Origin of the sequence: Moorena sp. SIO4G3 (assembly GCF_010692305.1) — a bacterium.
In the GTDB taxonomy this organism is placed as follows: Bacteria; Cyanobacteriota; Cyanobacteriia; order Cyanobacteriales; family Coleofasciculaceae; genus Moorena; species Moorena producens_A.
In genome coordinates, this window is sequence record NZ_JAAHIG010000234.1 from 1 (window position 1) to 14,549 (window position 14,549).

14 protein-coding genes and 3 pseudogenes are annotated in these 14,549 nt (G+C 43.0%); 7 read left to right on the plus strand and 10 right to left on the minus strand.

The window, feature by feature from the left end:
• Positions 1-133: 133 nt before the first annotated feature.
• The gene (locus tag F6J99_RS30085) at positions 134-733 is read left to right on the plus strand and encodes a glutathione S-transferase N-terminal domain-containing protein (protein WP_293118403.1); all 600 of its coding nucleotides are present in this window, start codon (positions 134-136) and stop codon (positions 731-733) included.
• Between the two features lie 66 nt (positions 734-799).
• On the opposite strand, the gene F6J99_RS30090 is transcribed toward F6J99_RS30085, so the two are convergent.
• The 3 genes and pseudogenes from F6J99_RS30090 to F6J99_RS30100 all read right to left on the minus strand — a co-directional run bounded on the left by F6J99_RS30090 (position 800) and on the right by F6J99_RS30100 (position 1,761).
• Positions 800-1,045 (minus strand): hypothetical protein, encoded by a 246-nt coding sequence (locus F6J99_RS30090; RefSeq protein WP_293118405.1) that lies wholly within the window; start codon positions 1,043-1,045, stop codon positions 800-802.
• Positions 1,046-1,089: 44 nt separating this feature from the next.
• A pseudogene (locus F6J99_RS30095) lies at positions 1,090-1,424 on the minus strand (hypothetical protein); the annotation flags it as partial.
• A gap of 88 nt (positions 1,425-1,512) precedes the next feature.
• Positions 1,513-1,761 (minus strand): hypothetical protein, encoded by a 249-nt coding sequence (locus F6J99_RS30100; RefSeq protein ID WP_293118407.1) that lies wholly within the window; start codon positions 1,759-1,761, stop codon positions 1,513-1,515.
• 56 nt (positions 1,762-1,817) lie between these two features.
• On the opposite strand from F6J99_RS30100, the gene F6J99_RS30105 reads away from it, so the two are divergent.
• Positions 1,818-1,976 (plus strand): hypothetical protein, encoded by a 159-nt coding sequence (locus F6J99_RS30105; protein WP_293118409.1) that lies wholly within the window; start codon positions 1,818-1,820, stop codon positions 1,974-1,976.
• Between the two features lie 119 nt (positions 1,977-2,095).
• Here the strand turns inward: F6J99_RS30105 and F6J99_RS30110 are convergent, their stop codons facing one another.
• Positions 2,096-2,386 carry a hypothetical protein gene (locus F6J99_RS30110; RefSeq protein ID WP_293118411.1) on the minus strand — a complete coding sequence of 97 codons (291 nt, stop codon included), beginning with the start codon at positions 2,384-2,386 and terminating at the stop codon, positions 2,096-2,098.
• A 247-nt stretch (positions 2,387-2,633) separates the two neighbouring features.
• Between F6J99_RS30110 and F6J99_RS30115 the strand changes: the two genes are divergently transcribed.
• Entirely contained in the window at positions 2,634-2,897 is a 264-nt protein-coding gene (locus F6J99_RS30115) for a hypothetical protein (protein WP_293118413.1), read from the plus strand.
• 223 nt (positions 2,898-3,120) lie between these two features.
• On the opposite strand, the gene F6J99_RS30120 is transcribed toward F6J99_RS30115, so the two are convergent.
• Together F6J99_RS30120 and F6J99_RS30125 are read right to left on the minus strand one after the other, a co-directional pair.
• On the minus strand, positions 3,121-3,300 hold the full coding sequence (locus F6J99_RS30120) for a hypothetical protein (RefSeq protein WP_293118415.1): 180 nt from the start codon (positions 3,298-3,300) through the stop codon (positions 3,121-3,123).
• Between the two features lie 356 nt (positions 3,301-3,656).
• The gene (locus F6J99_RS30125) at positions 3,657-3,869 is read right to left on the minus strand and encodes a hypothetical protein (protein ID WP_293118417.1); all 213 of its coding nucleotides are present in this window, start codon (positions 3,867-3,869) and stop codon (positions 3,657-3,659) included.
• Positions 3,870-4,663: 794 nt separating this feature from the next.
• Between F6J99_RS30125 and F6J99_RS30130 the strand changes: the two are divergent.
• Positions 4,664-5,831, plus strand: a pseudogene (locus F6J99_RS30130) (ISKra4 family transposase).
• Between the two features lie 63 nt (positions 5,832-5,894).
• Here the strand turns inward: F6J99_RS30130 and F6J99_RS30135 are convergent.
• The 4 genes from F6J99_RS30135 to tnpA all read right to left on the minus strand — a co-directional run bounded on the left by F6J99_RS30135 (position 5,895) and on the right by tnpA (position 10,896).
• Positions 5,895-6,959, minus strand: coding sequence for a tetratricopeptide repeat protein (locus tag F6J99_RS30135; protein WP_293118419.1), 1,065 nt, complete (start codon positions 6,957-6,959; stop codon positions 5,895-5,897).
• 50 nt (positions 6,960-7,009) lie between these two features.
• Entirely contained in the window at positions 7,010-7,474 is a 465-nt protein-coding gene (locus F6J99_RS30140; RefSeq protein WP_293118421.1) for a hypothetical protein, read from the minus strand.
• 361 nt (positions 7,475-7,835) lie between these two features.
• Positions 7,836-10,163, minus strand: a complete 2,328-nt coding sequence (locus tag F6J99_RS30145) for an NHLP family bacteriocin export ABC transporter peptidase/permease/ATPase subunit (protein ID WP_293118423.1) — start codon at positions 10,161-10,163, stop codon at positions 7,836-7,838.
• A gap of 310 nt (positions 10,164-10,473) precedes the next feature.
• Positions 10,474-10,896: an IS200/IS605 family transposase gene (gene tnpA / locus F6J99_RS30150; protein ID WP_293118425.1), complete on the minus strand. Its 423-nt coding sequence runs from the start codon at positions 10,894-10,896 to the stop codon at positions 10,474-10,476.
• Positions 10,897-10,945: 49 nt separating this feature from the next.
• Here tnpA and F6J99_RS30155 point away from each other — a divergent pair, with 49 nt between their 5' ends.
• The 3 genes and pseudogenes from F6J99_RS30155 to F6J99_RS30165 form a co-directional block, all read left to right on the plus strand.
• Entirely contained in the window at positions 10,946-11,716 is a 771-nt protein-coding gene (locus F6J99_RS30155) for a transposase (RefSeq protein WP_293118427.1), read from the plus strand.
• 529 nt (positions 11,717-12,245) lie between these two features.
• On the plus strand, positions 12,246-13,766 hold the full coding sequence (locus tag F6J99_RS30160) for a reverse transcriptase domain-containing protein (RefSeq protein WP_293118429.1): 1,521 nt from the start codon (positions 12,246-12,248) through the stop codon (positions 13,764-13,766).
• Positions 13,767-13,844: 78 nt separating this feature from the next.
• Positions 13,845-14,348 (plus strand): annotated as a pseudogene (locus tag F6J99_RS30165) (IS200/IS605 family accessory protein TnpB-related protein); the annotation flags it as partial.
• Positions 14,349-14,549: the final 201 nt, after the last annotated feature.

A 14,549-nucleotide genomic window follows, 5' to 3' on the forward strand; every position in this document is an offset into this window, starting at 1 on the left:
GTCGTGCTACTCAAAACATTTAACAATGTGCAACACTAGGTGAAGTGTATCAAACTAAAGGCGAGTTTTCGTCGTCCAACACTCTAGGTGAAGAAAAGTCCATCACCCAATTGAGAGTTGCTATAAAATAATCATGATTGACCTATATACCTTTTCCACACCTAACGGACGTAAACCTGCCATCATGCTCGAAGAAGTAGGACTTCCCTACACCGTTCACAAAATTGACATAACCAAGGGAGAACAGTTTACTCCCGAATATGTAGCAATCAATCCCAATAGTAAAATTCCTGCTATCATTGACCAGGATACTGGTATCAAAGTTTTCGAGTCAGGAGCAATTCTAATTTATTTGGCAGAAAAGACAGCCAAGTTATTGCCAACCGATACAGCAGCAAGAATACAAGTGATTGAATGGCTAATGTTCCAGATGGCAAGCGTTGGACCAATGTTTGGTCAACTGAGTCACTTCCGACGCTTTGCTCCAGAACAGATTCCCTATGCTATCGATCGCTATAAAAAAGAAACCCTACGTCTGTTTGGTGTCTTAGATCAGCAATTAGGAAAACAGGAATTCATTGTTGGAGACTACTCCATTGCCGACATAGCTACCTATCCTTGGGTAGCTGTCTATGAGTATTTGGGAGTCACCCTAGATAACCATCCCCACCTCAAACGTTGGGTCGAGACAATGCAGCAGCGATCTGCTGTGGAACGGGGCATGGCAGTTTGAAGGTTTGTTGAAAGTTGAAAGTTGAAACTCCCGGTTTGCCCATTTTTTCGGGAGTTATAAGAAAGGCTACTCAGGAGTAAAAGATTGACCATCAAGTTGAGTATAAATAGTAGTTGAAAACCCAAGTAGAACAAGAAGACGCTGCTGTAAAGGAGAAAGAGCAGTCAAATGGGTATAAACTTCATTTTTTACCTCAATTACTACCAAGGTAATTTCCTTGAACGCAGCCAGAATTCTTTCAGCAGTAGGACGGGCAGTTTTTCGTTTGGGTAACCCACCATAAAGTCCAGAAATGTTGAATGTCGTAATCAAACTTTACATATAGAGATATAATTGTCCTATCAATGATCCAATTGTCAAGATTTCATAATATCTTCCATCCAATGCACATAACTTATTTTTTGACACATACATGCTTGTAAATAGCGAAATTTATCTAATATTTTTTCACCCCATTCTTTAGGAACATAGATAACTTTTAAAATTAGATAAGCAATGAGAAATGCATAAATTTGTATGGCAATACCATTAATATTTTGGTGATCAACCTATCCAACTTTAGGTGCATCTTTAAAAATTTCCATTGTCTTGGTGCGCTTTCCCTAGGTCGGGTTTCCCGACCGGGGTCGCACCGCAACAATTCAACTCCCCATATTAATCGATAAATATCCCTAATATCATCATCCTTAACTGCTTCTTAAAGTTACCGTAAGAATAGGGTCGCCTTATAACAACAGTTTTAACCCTTTTCCCATAGCCGACCAACCATAAAGGCTCCACTATTCTAAGGTTTCGTCTCCATCTCCATGACTTTGTAAATTGGTGACTAACCGAAATTCAGTTTTCGTTTCTAAATCACAAAAATTAATCACTCTATAAGCTTTTGCCTCTTTTGATGAACCAATTTTTATTAGTTCTGTTTCTGAATCAAACTCTAACTTCCAATTATTATTAATTCGCCCAACAAAATATTTATCGGCTTGCACTAATTTTTCAATAAAATTTAATCCAGCCAATCCTCTATCCATTACTCCTACACCGTCTTTTGGTAATTTATAGCGTTTATCATAGCTATGAGGTACACATGATTTTTTCTCTCTTCCCTCTTCCCTCTTCCCTCTTCCCTCTTCCCTCTTCCCTCTTCATTCTTCCCTGCTCCCTGCTCCCTGCTCCCTGCTCCCTAAAAACCAGAGATTTGTACCTCATGGGTATAAGACTTGCTATATTAGATAATGATAAATAACTAATGAACATTAGTTCAACACATTAAAAAAAATGAAACCAAGCTAAGACGATGAAGTTAAAAAGAAATAATTGGCCATCTCAGCAACCCGCAACTCAGCCAATTACTCCCTCCAAACCTCAACCCTCTAAACTCTCAGATTGGTTTTCTTCCTTAGTAAAAGCCAGCAGGGGACCACAATCTGTTTTCCACCAGTTAGCCGTGAGGGTGACTCGACGGGTCCGGAAACCAGAAGCGCGTGCGATCGCGTCTAGGGTATTGGCATTTTCTGATTTAGCAGGAGGACGAATGGTTATCCCTAAAGCTTTGCCGATAGCACCCACAGCAATTAACAGGGGAGTTTCGCCTTCGGGAATGTTGGTGGTGGGATTGAGGATTGAGGCGAGTTCCCTCAGGGCTTTTTCGGTCATATACCAGGAGATTAAAAATGTCCTGAATTTTACAATATCTAGTAAACCCAATTAAAATATTAACTTATTTTAACTAAAGTTAAATTTATTAAATACAAATTATAACAATTACCAGCATAATCTGGGTCAAAAACCATATTTTTTATTAAAATTGTGCTTAAGTTTCGCTTTCTGTGGGCAATAAAAAAAAGTCGTGCTAAACTGTTTCTAATACCATATATTTTCCTCATCAAGTTGAGGTATTTCAGTGAAAAACACTCAAAGACAAATTCATCTAGACAAAACTCAAATTAATAAACTGCGACAGCTTCAGCCACTCGAATTGGAAGAGCTTGAGGTGATAATAGGTGGACGTGATGGAGGTGGTTATGGTGACAGGGGCTTCGGCGGACGTATCCCGAAAAGCGGTGCGAACAGTTGTTATGATTTTAACTGTGGATGCAGTTGCGGTGATGAAGTAGATGAAGTAGATCAGAGCAGTTGGTGGAGTGATTTGTTCCAATGGTTCTAATAGAGATTCTTGTATTCGTTTGGGAGTTCTGATTAGTTGATTTTTGCTCTGGGTTCAACTCGATTGGGTCGATGAGTATTACTGAGATCTTGCACCATTGTGATTAATCGTAGGGTGGGCAGTGCCTACCAACGCGGTTTGCAAGCTTCATTATCTGTCTGGTGCACTGCCCACCCTACATGAACTTTTCTGTCTGGTGCTTTTCTGCTTGCCAGACAGACTGTTAAGGTAGAGTCGGCACAATAGCCGTTATCGAATCAAGACTATCATTGCCGTTACGTATAAAACCACCACCGCACACCTTGGTTAACTCGTCGTCAGTCAAGGCTAATAAGGTGTTACCCCTTCCTGATGAATCTTTGGTTGATTTCTCGGTTAGTTTTTCTATTTTGATTCTAGCCATTTAAATCACCTTTGAGTTAGTAATTCAGCTTTGACATACTTCCTACACTGATCAGTGTATAGCTATGATTAACTTCCTACACTGATCAGTAGGGCAGTTTTGAAACTGCCACAACGGTACAGATTGGATTCACTATCTAGATCAGATCATCTCAGGGGATGACAAGCTAATTTAAAATCTTACAGGGGTTAGGTTTTAGGGGTTAGGTGAAGCGGAAAGATTGCCCAAGCGGGATGGATTGATTAAAACTATCATTGACGAAGTATGCGTGAAAATTGCTTCAATTGCTGGCAAATACAAATGACTCCGATGCGCTCATTTTACCCAACACCTAAAACCTAAAACCTAACACCTATCTAGGTTTGAGCTTTGTTGTCACCCCGTGAGGCCGAATCCACTGCGGTCAGGGCTTGCTGGTAGCGAGACTGGGCTTTACGAATTGAGGCGAGGCGGTTTGGCCAGCTTACCTGGACGATGCAGCCTTGTTGAGAGTTAGGTAAATCTTTAATGGTTTGATCACATAGGGCTTCTGCTTCAGAGTAACGTTGTTCAGCCGGTCGGCGATCCATGTGTTGGGAATTCGCGCTCCTATGGCAAACCTAACCATCGTTTCATTGTGGTTGCTTTAGGGCAATCCCGCACAGCGCGATCGCATCTAGTTCGGCGATGGTGAGTGTTTGCAGTTCCCTGACCAAGGCAAGTTTCTTTTGAGGGGATGCAACTTCACCACTGTTTTGGTTTGCCAGGTTGGTTTGCTTTGGTTAGTCCAGCTCCTGGGGAATGACCTTGGGCGCTTGTGGGAATTACGACATCGGTAGGACAAATATTTCTGGTATCTGAATTAGGGTGGTTAGGTGGTCATCGGTAGGACAAAGGTTATTTCTGGTATCTGGGAATTATCTGAATAAACCAAAGACATGACATTATATATTTATATATGGTATATTAGGTTGGTATCTTACAATAAACCAAAAATGAAGAACAACCTCAACAAAATAAAACAAGCGAACAACCACAAAGAGGGAGAACTAGAATCAGCACCACAAACCAACCTAACCAAACTCAAAAACGGAGAACTAGAATCCATTATAGGCGGAGGATATAACAACTATAGGAACTTGTTATTTGAAATATATTTGAGGGATTTGGGGATATATTGAAATATATTTGAGGGATATGAGAGATGAGTATCTAGCAGGGCGACAGAGGTAGGGGAAAGGTATATGTAGCAGAAGATACAGCCATCAGAGAGAAAAAAAGATAGGTCAAATATAGGAAAGCTGAGGGTGCATCTCAGTTTTGCAAAAATACCAAAATCATGATATTATTGAAAGTGTTCAATTTTTAATAATGACTGAAAGTCATGAACTTGAGTCCAGAATAAAAACAAGAGCTAAAAGAACATTTAAAAGCTGTTGCTAAACTTTTATATCGCCACACACCCCCAGGAAATAAGCAAAGATTTGAGGATCTAGAAACGACCCTAAGAGACTATATCCAAGAAGAAGTTTCCCCAGAGATAGCTAAGTTTTTTTTTCAGAAGTCAGTCAAGTAAAAATTGGTAGAGCTCGCCGAATAAAAACGATAGTAGGAGAAGTAGAAATCACTGATAAACAGGCCGATTATTTTGAGTTAAACCCTTATAGTCAATTAAGTCCAAAACTGGAAAAAAATGCTTTGCTTATCTGTGCCAATGAATCTTATAAGAGAGCAGAGGAAGATTTCTGGGCAATGACGGGAATCAAAATTTCACATAGTACATTACATAGATTAGTTAAAAAGCAGGAGCTAGATTTACCAGAATCTAGATTAGGAATACAAGAAGTAAGCTTAGATGCAGGAAAAATAAGGTTACGTACAGAGGAAAAGGGTAAACCCTGTGAATGTAAAGATTATAAAGCTGTGTGTTTGAATGGAACATATATAGGAGCAATATTCAAGAAAATCAGGTTTTAATAGATTGGATAAATAGTCAAAAACTTCTCAACCCGTTCTTTTGTACAGGTGATGGTCATCAAGGAATTTGGAATGTATTTGAAGACCTGGGAGAACCGGATCAAAGAAGCGATGCAGCGCGGTCTTGGGGGTTCCCCCCATGAGCGACTGCATCAACACAGAGAAATATTGGATTGGTATCATCTTAAAGAAAATCTTTATAAAGTGGGAGGTTCCTTGAAACGTTTACAACAGGGAGAAAAGCTCCTCTGGTCAGGAAAAGTGGCAGAGACTTTAGATTTATTTAGCGGTGCGACCCCGCGCTTTTTCAAAGCGCTAGGGAACGCGCACCGTCGGTATTAAAAAAGAAAGTAGCACAAAATTTTTGTAACTATATAGAAACTCATAAGAAGCGAATAATCAACTATGAATACTATCAAAAAGAAAGAATAAGCTCCCTAGGCTCAGGAGCAATTGAATCGGGAATTAAGCAAATAGGAATGCGAGTTAAACTATCAGGTTCACAATGGAATATTGAAAATGTTCCTCAGATTCTTTCTTTACGCTGTGCTTACCTAAATGGGATGCTTTATTAATGATGTTTTTACAAAGATGAGATGCACCCAACGGCCAACGGCTGATAGCTGACGGCTGACTGCTTACAAATTAATATTATCCTGACAAATTTGAGTGTTAGGATGATCCTCCCCTAGGGTAGCTGCAAAAATTGCTCGTGCTTGCTCAAAAAACTCCTTGGCTTGCTTAGTTTTCCCTTTTTGTTTCAGAACCGATGCCAGATTATTTAACGTGATAGCAAGTTCAGGATGGGATTCACCTAACAGTTGAGTCTTAATTTCTAAAGCTCGTCGATAGGCTTGTTCTGCTTGGGATAAATTCCCCTTAGCTTGCTCAGATGCTGCGAGATTATTGAGATTAACAGCAACATCGTAGTGAACTGAACCAAACTGTTGCTCAAAGAAAGTAATGGCTGTTTCAAAGTAAGTAATCGCTTCATCCCATTGCTGTAATCCGTGTAAAATGGAACCTAACGCTGCTCCATCCGCAATGGTTTTAGGATGGTGGGAACCAAATAGTTCTAAGTGGAGTTGATAGGATTGACGTGCCCAATTTTCTGCAGTTTGATAGTCTCCACGGGCATGATGGAGTCCTGCCAGGTTATGATAAACTGTGGCGATATCACGGTGGTGGTTGCCGTATTGTGATTCCAAGGTGGCTAATGTTTGCTGATAGAGCCGTTCCGCTGCATCAAATTTGCCCCAGTATTTATAGACAATTGCTAAATTATTGGCTAGCTGAATCCTTTTAGATTGATACTGTTCTGTGCCTTCGGTTTCTATCAGTTCAATTGCCCGCTGGTAAGTTTGTTCTGCCTCAGCATAATTCCCTTGAATGCGTTGAAGAGTGCCAAGGGTAGATAAAGTAGTTATTTCCAAGGAAAGAGCAATGGCGGGGGATAGACTGGCTTTAATTGTCTCTAAGATTTTCTGTGCGGAATGCACTGCAGTCAGGGCTTGCTGGTAGCGAGACTGGGCTTCTAGAATTAAGGCGAGGCGGTTTTGCAAGCTTACCTGGACGATGCACCCTTGTTCTGAGGATGGTAAATCGTTAATGGTTTGATGACATAGGGCTTCTGCTTCAGAGTAACGTTGTTCAGCCTGGAGGCGATCCATGTGCTGAATGGTTTGTTTTAAGTTGTCTATCATGGATTACTCTCCAGACCTTGGAAAGGATAGAAGCTTAGGAATTCCCTAAGTTAGGCAAACTTCACCACTGTTTCATTGTGGTTCAATGAGAGTCGCGCCCCAGCGATGGCATCGAGTTCGGCCATAGTCAGTGCTTGCAGTTCCTTAACCTCCGCCAGTTTCTTTTCTGGGGATGGTTTCGGCTTGGTAGGCTGATTGGGAAACTTCACCACTGTTTCATTGTGGTTCCAGTCGGCTCTTCCTGCCCCAGCGATGGCATCGAGTTCAGCCATAGTCAGTGCTTGCAGTTCCTTAACCTCAGCCGGTTTCTGTTCCGGGAATGGTTTCGGCTTCTGAGATAGATTGGGAAACTTCACCACTGTTTCATTGTGGTTCAATTCGATTCCTGCCCCAGCGATGGCATCGAGTTCTGCCATAGTCAGTGCTTGCAGTTCCTTAACCTCCGCCGGTTTCTTTTCTGGGGATGGTTTCGGCTTCTGAGATCGATTGCACGTTTCATTACTAATAGTAGTCATGATTTTAGTCGCCATGATTATTTGGTCTAGTAACCTTTTCTATATTAGACTACAGTAGGCGTGGGCATGATTTCGGTAACAATTAGAAATAATTCCATAAAAAATTCCCATCGTTATAGCGTTTTTATCTGGGTTGTCAACACACGAATTTCCAAATTTGCTTGCATATAAGATCCAAAAGGCAAGATGGTAAAGGGGTCCGGAGTGTTATTTGAAAATCAAAAAATACCTCCTAGGTTGACATCTCAAATATAAACCCGCTTATTAGTTGGAAGATCAATCCTGGCGAACATTGACAGACAAGGGTTTCAAAATTGTTACAAAATATGTATTACAAAATATGTAACTAATGCTTAGCCGATCACCCTTCTGAACGAATCAATCTCTGATAAACTCCCCCTTCCTCCCACAATTCTTCGTGAGTTCCCCGCTGCACTACCTTACCCCCTTCCAGCACAATAATCTCATCACAATCTCGAATGGTACTCAAGCGGTGGGCTACCAAAATACAACTACACTGACGCGATCGCAAATTTGACACAATCATTTGTTCTGTCTGGGCATCCAACGCAGAAGTCGCTTCATCCATCACCAAAATTGCGGGATTTTTCACCAATGCCCGGGCAATTTCCAACCGTTGTCGCTGTCCGCCACTTAAATTAACACCCCCTTCCAGCAATTCCCCGTCATATCCCCCCGGAATTGCCATGACTGCTTCATGGATAACCGCATCTTCACAAGCTTGGACTAATTGCTGATCGGTTACTGTAGCATTCCATAAAGTTAAATTATCCCGCACCGTCCCACCAAACAGAAAGATATCCTGTTCCACCAGTGATAAAGAACTGGCCAAGACCTCTCGGGGAATTTCCCGTCTAGGAGTCCCATCCAAGAGAATCTCCCCTTCCCAAGGTTGATAAAGTCCACAGATCAGTTTAGCCAGGGTAGATTTCCCCGAACCACTGGCACCAACTAAAGCCACCCGTTGTCCTGGTTGCAAGGATAGACTGAAGTTCTCAATCAATGGCGGGTCTACATGGGAGTAACCAAACGTAACATCCCGTAACTCCACATAACCGTTTAGATTTTCGATTACAGGAAGTTTCGCCCCCCTAGCCCCCCAATTTTGGGGGGAAATTGAGTTAAAGTCCCCCGCCCCCCTAGCCCCCCAATACTGGGGGGTTCTTGAGTTAAAGTCCCCCAGAATTGGGGGATTTAGGGGGCTTGCAGCTCTCGGTCGTGAGTTCAATTCATCCACCTCCCCATCTCCCCATCTCCCTCTCTCCCTCTCTCCCTCTCTCTCCACTTCCGAATCCAGGGAATTACCCAACACATCATCTAAACGATTTAAGTCCCCTTCTAATTCCTGGAGGGTACTCCCGAAATCTACCAAGGTATTAACAGGTTGTTGAAAACTGATCATTAAACTTTGAAACGCCACCAACATCCCAATGGTGAGGTTTCCATCCATCACCCGCCAACCCCCAACCACTAAAATCAACATCGAGGTTAAGGAGGTTAGTAATATGGGCAAAACCCCCAACATCTGGTTTGTGACTTCCAACTCTTGCTCAGCGATCGCAGCTTTGGCATAATAACCAGACCAGCGGGAAAAGAAATCCGACTCCAAGGCTGATGCTTTCAAGGTTTCCATACTCTGGAGGGCTGCAATACTTACCCCCGCAGCTTTCCCCCAATCTTGGACTAAGCGCATATTAGCATCCACCCGCTGTCTGGCTACCCACTGCAAGGCCAAGCCATTGATAGCAGAAAAACAGATACCAATTAAGGTCAGTACTCCATCATAGGCAAACATCACCACAGCGTAGAACACTATCATCACCGTATCAATTACTGTAGTTGCCAATTGTCCAGATAGCACCTGACCCACTTTATTATTGAGACTGGCACGATTGCTAATTTCCCCGGCATATCGTTGAGCATAAAATCTGACAGGCAATCTTAGAATATGCCAAATAAAGCGAGTGGACATCCCGACAGCCAGCTTAATCCTCAGCTTTCGTAAATAGCGCAGTCGCAGCAGGGTCAGAATTCCTTGAAACACCGTCGTAATAATCATCCCTAAAATTAGAGGACGCAGCCATTCCGTGCGATTTTCTACCAGAATCTCATCCACAAACACCTGACTGAACACTGGGATAGCTAATCCTGGCAGAACTAACAGAAATCCTGCCAAAATACAGTATAAAATTGCCCCAACTGAACCTTGCAAACGGTCAATCAAGGCTAAGATGACACTGGGTTTACGACCCCCCTTGTTAAAGTCGGGTCCCGGTTCCATCACTAGGACAATCCCGGTAAACCCCTCATCAAATTCCTCCCAAGAAATCCTCCGGGGACCGGTCGCGGGGTCATTGAGAAATACCCAATGTTTGCTGAATCCTTCCACCACCAGGAAGTGATTGAACTTCCAAAAGATAATGTAGGGGGGAGATAATTCTTGAAGTTGTTCTAAGTGTTCTGCTTTAAAGCCATCTGCAACCATTCCATAACGTCTAGCAGCAAGAATAAGATTAGAAGCTTTGCTGCCATCACGGGAAACCCCACACTCAATCCGCAGTTCAGCTAAGGGCACAATGCGATTATAGTAACCAAGAATAATAGCTAAGGAAGCGGCTCCGCATTCGACTGCTTCCATTTGTAAAATAGTAGGAGTTCTGACACGCATTTATAGCATTTTAATTTTAAGGGAACAGGGAATAGGGAGTAGGGGGAATAAAATTTAATTTACCTAATAAGTTAAGTTATCAGCATTCAGCATTCAGCATTCAGCATTCAGCATTCAGCTGACCACTGACCGCTGACCACTGACCGCTGACCACTGACCGCTGACCACTGACCGCTGACCGCTAAATGCTTACTCACAAACATAAAAGTACCCTGATTGGGTACTGTTGAACAAAAATGCGACGCATTCCCCCACCTGGCCGTAGGCCACGCTACGCGAACGTTCAGGTGGGGGTTAAGGAGCAAGCTAATTAATCGTCGTAGCCCTGATTTTCTATATATTGCTTAAGCACTGAAAGGGAAGCTCCTCCACAAGAAACAGCGCTAAATCCCCTTTTCCAAAAGACTGGTTTCCAGTAATAGGGAGCCAGTTCTTTTGGATACCTTTTTCTGATCTCTCTACTGGTTACTGTCTTGAGGGTATTGCAAAGTTTGGAAATCGATACCTTAGGAGCTAAGTCAATCAAAAGGTGAATGTGATCATTTGCCCCTAAATCAGCTTTAGCGTCCTCAAGGATGCAGTCATTTTTTTCGCAAATGCTTTTTATCAAGTCTTTAATGTCTTCTTCTATATCCCCAGTAATTACTGGATGGCGATACTTAGTTACGAACACTATGTGAATTTTGATTAGTGAAACAGTGTGAGCAAAAGAGCGAAGAGTGGTTGACATCATAAAACACTATAGGTTAACATAGTGATATGTTAGCAATGCAACTGAGATTGTGAAAACACCGACCAAGATCATTCGCACCGACAAATGGAGACTTAATCCGACACCTGAACAGCGCCTGCGGCTCAGTGAAACGGTTGGAGTCTATCGTCGTGCTTGTCGGTACTTGGTCGGAATTATTTATACTCACTGGTCTGAGCTAGGGGAATTAACGGCAGATCAACTAACTCCTGCTGTCGAAAAATTAATGCATCAGACCCGGTCACGTCCTAATATTAAATACCCTCAGTTCAATAAAACCTTCTACAAATTCCCTAGTTACTTGCGTCGTGCTGCAATCGCGTTTTCCGCTGGTCAGGTTAGTAGTTTTGTTACTCGTTATCGGGAGTGGCAGTCGGGCAACAGAAAAAGAAGGGATGCTAAGCCTCCAAGGCTAAATGCAGACAGTGGCTGTTATCCCTCCCTTTACAAGGGACAATGCTACAAGCTGCATGGTTATGACCAAGTCGAAATCAAGGTTTTCAATGGTTCTGATTGGCTTTGGACTACCGTTCAAATCACTGGATTAAGAGAGCGTCATCTCGTGGCATCCAATAAGATGATGTCCCCTTCATTGGTCTTAAATGAAAGGGTCTGTCACTTGTCCGTTCCATTTATTTGCAAGCCAGAAAAAAGAAAACCAGAGGCTAATGTCACAGCAGTTGATCTAGGGATAAATACAACAGCTACAATAGCAGTCGTAACTGATAGCGGCACTGTAATCCACCGTGAATTCGTTCACCCTGGAAGAGAGTGCGGCTCGTTCCTAGGAAGAGCCTCCTGAAACAGGAGGGGTAAAACTAGGGGGATTCGCGGGAATATTCCCAAAAATCCTAACTATCTGTAGGATGGTGGTGAAAACCCACCCCTTGAAGAGACAAGTGACTCCCTATCATGGCCACACCGAACAGGCGGCAACCTGTAGAGTGACGCTGGCACCAGGGCGGAATCAGAGGTGAAACAGATAAGCCACACTGCCGCTAACGGGGAGACGACATGGGTAACAGTAGCAAAAGTCCTGAAAAAGTGTCTAACGGGGAAGCCGCAATCTGTTAATATGCGAGACTTCATCCTCTCAATTCTCACAGCATTTTTCTCTTGATAGCTGTAATCTCTGAGAAGAGGATAGGCAAAGTGGACTGCCCTAAATCGTCATAACAATCCAGCAGATGGAACGAGTAAAAACGACAGCAAGAACAGGTCTGAGGAGTAGTCGAACCTCAGTAAGCTATGCCAAGCCTAATCCCTGCTGTCGGGTAGGATGTCATCGGAAACTGATGACGGATATCAAGATAAACAAATCTGAGAAGAGTATGGGTAGACACATGCCAAAACATAGTGACCTTTGGAAAGGGGAAAGCTGGAAACAGCATAAAAAGAACCTATTCCGCCTACAAAGAAGAGTTTATAAAGCAGTTCAAGCTGGCGACCTGAGGAAAGCTCGGTCTCTACAGAAACTGATAATGAAGTCCCGGTCAGCACAATTAATGGCAATCCGTCAAGTGACACAGCTCAATCAAGGAAAAAGGACCGCCGGAGTAGACGGGAAATCCTCCCTAACCTACAAAGAAAGGTTCGAGGTACTTAAAAAACTAGGCTCCAGTGCGGAAAACTGGACGCACCAAGGCTTGAGGGAAATCCCAATAGCCAAGAAAAATGGGGGTACGAGAATGTTGAAAGTACCAACAATTGAAGACCGAGCATGGCAATGTCTAGCAAAATTCGCTCTTGAACCAGCCCATGAGGCAACGTTCAGTGCCTTCAGCTATGGATTTAGAACTGGCAGATGTGCCCAGGACGCACAAAAAATGCTATTCCAAAACCTAAATTCAAATAGAAATGGCATAAACAAAAGAGTAATCGAACTGGATATCAAGAAGTGTTTTGACCGCATCTCCCACGACTCCATTATGGATAGATTGCTAGCCCCTGCGGGTCTGAAGATAGGGATATTCAGATGTCTAAAAGCAGGCATCAATCCGGAATTCCCGGAGCAAGGAACGCCCCAAGGAGGCGTGGTCAGCCCACTTCTTGCCAACATCGCACTTAACGGAATAGAAGAGATAAACCCCAAAGTTAGATGCATACGATATGCAGACGACATGGTCATAATTCTTAAGCCAAAAGATAATGCTGAAAAAGTTCTAGAGAAGATTAAAGCCTTCCTAACAGAACGTGGGATGGAAATCAACGAAGAAAAGACCAAACTAACCAAAACGACAAATGGATTTGACTTCCTGGGGTGGAATTTCCGCGTCCAGAAAAACGGAAAATTTCGATGCATTCCCTCAGTGGAAAATCACCGAAATATACGAAAGAAGATTAAAGCCGTGGTCAACAGCTCGAATTATGGAGCCAAAATTAAAGCCAAGAAACTAGCACCAATTGTACGTGGATGGAGGAATTACCACAAAAGTTGCGACATGAGTAGCTCCCGAGATAGTTTATGGTTTGTAAAAAATACCGCACACCGGAAGTTCAGAAAGGAGAGAAAAACAAATCGGTATAAAGCCAATGAACTATGCGAGAAAGCCTTTCCAACTGTGGGGTATGAACAAAATCAACACGTAAATGTAAAGGACACCAAGTCCCCGTATGACGGAGACATGGTTTACTGGAGCAAGAGAAACTCCAAATTATATAATGATGCTACCTCAAAAGCTCTAAAAAGGCAAAACCATTCCTGTGGACATTGTGGACTGAAATTCGTAGATGATGAAAGGATTCACCTCCATCACATAGACGGAAATCACAGCAACCAGAGAGAAGACAACCTTATGGCTGTCCACCGAAGTTGCCACCAACAAATACACTGGAGCCAAAAAGATATCTAGGAGCCGTGTGAGGGGAAACTTTCACGCACGGTTCTGGAGCGGAGGTGCCCCAGGTAATACTGGGCATCGACCGTAACCATAGACCGTCGAGATCAGCGACTGAAATCCGTGTCTATGCGGGCGGCCAAGACCATGGGGAAAGGAGGCAGACTTCACAAAGGATTCTGTTCTAAAACCTATGAAAAATGCCGAAGAATTAATCATCAAATAGGTCACCTTGTTTCAAAGCGAATTGTTGAGATTGCTGAGCAATTTAATTCTGAAGCTATAGTATTTGAGAATCTCAAAGGTTGGAAGCCAAGAGGTGGTAAAAAACGATCCAACCTTCGGCAAAGATTTCACGGATGGCTTAAGGCATTGATTCGCAATTTTACTGAAATGAAGTGGGCTGAAATGGGAGGAAAAGTAATAGAGGTCGTAGCGGCTTACACCTCAAAATTAGCCTATGATGGTTCCGGCACGGTTAAACGTAATTCAAGAAAATACTCCCTAGCAACCTTCCCTTCAGGTAAGCGATTTAATGCTGATCTCAACGGTGCTTACAACATTGGTGCTAGAGGTGTGTTTAAACTCGTTCGTAGGTGCGGCTTGTTTTGAGTAGGAGGTACTCATGAAAGAGTAAGGTATGACTCAAGTAACTCGCGGGGATAACCCCAAAAAGTTATAACTGTGTGCGGCTTGTTCTGAGTAGGAGCCTCCCTCGTGCGGGAGAGGTATGACTCAGGTAACTCGCGGGGACAACCCCAAGAATTATAACTGTTCATCCGGATGGCGGTGCAAACC